This is a genomic window from Streptomyces phytophilus (assembly GCF_013870535.1).
Taxonomy (GTDB): domain Bacteria; phylum Actinomycetota; class Actinomycetes; order Streptomycetales; family Streptomycetaceae; genus Streptomyces; species Streptomyces phytophilus.
Genome location: NZ_JACBXC010000781.1, coordinates 1 through 2,886 on the forward strand (window position 1 = coordinate 1; position 2,886 = coordinate 2,886).

Annotated in this window: 3 protein-coding genes; 1 reads left to right on the plus strand and 2 read right to left on the minus strand. The window is 75.4% G+C overall.

Annotation, left to right across the window (positions count from 1 at the left end):
• Both H5J30_RS25145 and H5J30_RS25150 read right to left on the minus strand, forming a co-directional pair.
• The coding region (locus tag H5J30_RS25145; RefSeq protein WP_181789638.1) for an amino acid adenylation domain-containing protein at positions 1-1,461 on the minus strand (1,461 nt) is incomplete at its 3' end.
• A 97-nt stretch (positions 1,462-1,558) separates the two neighbouring features.
• Positions 1,559-2,047: a glutathione peroxidase gene (locus H5J30_RS25150; protein ID WP_181789639.1), complete on the minus strand. Its 489-nt coding sequence runs from the start codon at positions 2,045-2,047 to the stop codon at positions 1,559-1,561.
• A 162-nt stretch (positions 2,048-2,209) separates the two neighbouring features.
• Here H5J30_RS25150 and H5J30_RS25155 point away from each other — a divergent pair.
• Positions 2,210-2,886, plus strand: a 677-nt coding sequence (locus H5J30_RS25155) for a serine/threonine-protein kinase (RefSeq protein WP_181789640.1), incomplete at its 3' end; no start/stop codon positions are given.

Consider the following 2,886-nt stretch of genomic DNA (forward strand, 5'->3'; position numbering starts at 1 on the left):
GCGGCGCGGTACGAACTCCGTCGTGGTGAACGTCACCGCGTCCCGCGCCGAGGCGCCGTCGGTGATCCACCAGTAGGTGGGATTCTCCCCGTAACCCGCGAAGAGCGGGTCGGGCGACCAGTTGAGGATCAGCTCGTCCTTGCCGTCGCCGTCGAAGTCAGCGGCGCCCGCGGGCCGGGCGTTGCGGTCCTTCGCGGGCGTCCGCTTGCCGTCCGGGGTGCGTGCCGGGCCCTCGCGCAGCACGGACGTGCGCTCGCCGCCGTCGATGAGCGTGGCGTCGTCGTACGTCGAGACGAGCAGCGCGTCGCGGCCGTCGCCGTCCGGGTCGGCGGCGGCGAAGCCGCCCGGACCGTAGTAGGAGCTCTCGTCGGCGGTGTCCGGCTCCGGCAGGTCGAGGACGACAGGCTCGCCGCCGTCGCCGGGGTAGAGCGTGGCCTTGCCGTCGACCTCGGGCGCCTCCGTCTCGTAGCCCGGCTCGTTGTTGCGGCCCCCGTCGTCGCCCACGGCGACGTCGCGCTCCCCGTCGCCGTCGAAGTCCCCGAAGGCGTACGCGCTGCCTGCCGTCAACTCGCGGACCTCGCCGGACAGTCCCGTGCCGGGGCTCGCCGGGTAGAGCGTGTTCATGCCCTGCTCGCCGTCGTTGATCCCCTGGCGCAGCAGCGCCGTCGCCCGCGGCTCGCCGGAGGGGTCGATCTCGTCTGCCCGGAGCGTGCCCTCCTCGGACGGCAGGCCGGTGTCCGTGCGCGCGGGCTCGCCCGCCCGGCTGAACGGCCCGTACAGCACCACCAGCCGCACGTCCGTGGCCGCGGCGACCCGCTCCTGCATCGCCAGGTCGTGGTGGCCGTCGGCGTCGAAGTCGCCGCGCACCAGCGAGGCCGAGTCCACGCCGGGCAGCTCCGCCGGCAGCCGCAGCGCGACCGCCTCCGGCCGGGCGACGGGCTGCTCGGGGCCACCGAAGGTCACGTAGGGCCGCAGCGGCTTCCCCAGCAGGTCGTTCTGCCGCTCGACGGCCCCGGCTGCGGTCGTCACGAAGTCGGGGAAACCGTCGTCGTCCAGGTCGGCGGTGGTCAGCTCGGCCATGTTGAGCTGGTCGGGCGCGGGGGAGTCGGCGGGCAGCGCCGGCAGGCCGAGGTCGCCGCGGCCGTAGACCGTGCGGGTCGCCGGATCCAAGCCGTCGGCGGTGCCGTACACGACTGCGACGCGCTGCTCTGCCGCCTCGTCGTCGCCGACGAAGACGGGGACGAGGAGGTCGCGGTGGCCGTCGCCGTTGATGTCGTCCGGGTCCTGCGACCCCTCGCCCGGCGCCGGGGCCCGGCTCGCCGTCGGCGGCGCGGGCACGCCGGGCTTCGACGCGCCGTCCGCCGAGGGCGACGGGCCGCCGCCCCCGTCGTCGTCACCGCAGGCGGTGAGGACGAGCAGGGAGCACAGGGCGAGCGCGGGCAGCGTGGCACGGCGGATCATGTGCGCCACTGTCGCAGCGGGCGGACGGCCGCCGGTCCCTCGAACGGGCGATCGTTGCACGTTCGTTGGCAATCGGGCGCCCGCGCCCCGCGGGGCGTCAGCGCGGCAGGACGGACTCGACGGCCGCGATCAGCGCGGTGTCGTCCGGCGCGGTCCGCGGGCGGAACCGGGCAACCGGCCTGCCGGAGGCGTCCAGCAGGAACTTCTCGAAGTTCCACTGCACGTCGCCCGCCGCCCCGTCCGGGTCCGGCGTCCGCACCAGCTCCCGGTACAGCGGGTGCCGGTCCGGGCCGTTGACCTCCAGTTTCTCGAACATCGGGAAGGTCACGCCGTACGTCGCCGAGCAGAAAGTCGCGATCTCCCCGGCCGTACCCGGCTCCTGGCCGCCGAACTGGTTGCACGGGAAGCCGGCGACCGCGAAGCCCCGGTCCGCGTACTGCGCGTGCAGCTTCTCCAGGCCCGCGTACTGGGGGGTCAGTCCGCACTTCGACGCCACGTTGACCGCGAGCACCGCGGTGCCCCGGAACTGCCCCAGCGAGGCGGGTTCGCCGGCCAGGGTGCGCAGCTCGACGTCGTAGACGCTCATGGGCAGCAGGTCCTCTCCGCGTGCGGGTCATCGCTTCGGTACGGCATCACCCGTACCCGCCGCAAGTCTGCCATCCGGAGATCTTCGGGAGGGCACCCGGTGGGCCTACGCTTCGGCTGGTCGGCACGGCACGGCGGTCCGGACGCGGAGGGGAGGGGCGCGTTGGCGGAGCTGGAGCGCGGGGATCCGCGGGAGATCGGCGGCTACCGCGTGCTGGGGCGGCTCGGCGCCGGCGGCATGGGCGTCGTCTACCTCGGCCGCTCGCCCGCCGGAACGCTCGTGGCGGTCAAGGTCGTACGCCCCCGGCTGGTCGGCGACGGCCGGTACCGCGCCCGCTTCCGCCGCGAGGTCGCCGCCGCCCGCACGGTCACCGGCGCCTACACCGCGCCCCTCGTCGACGCCGACCCGGACGCCGAGCCGCCGTGGCTGGCCACCGCGTACCTGCCGGGGCTCTCCCTCGACGAGGCGGTCGGCACGTTCGGCGCACTGCCCACCGCCGTGGTGCGGCTGCTCGCCTCCGCGCTCGCGGAGGCGCTCGCCGGGATCCACGGCGCCGGCCTGGTGCACCGCGACCTCAAGCCCGGCAACATCATGCTCACGCCCGGCGGCCCGCGCGTCATCGACTTCGGCATCGCCCGCCCCGAGGACTCCGCGACCCTCACCCAGGACGGCGCCCTGCTCGGCACACCCGGGTTCATGTCGCCGGAGCAGGCCGCGGGCGGGCGCGCCGGGCCGCCGGCCGACGTGTTCGCCCTCGGCTCGGTGCTCGCGTACGCGACGGCGGGCAAGGCGCCGTTCGACGCGGGCAACCGGATCGACACGCTGCAGCGCATCCGGCG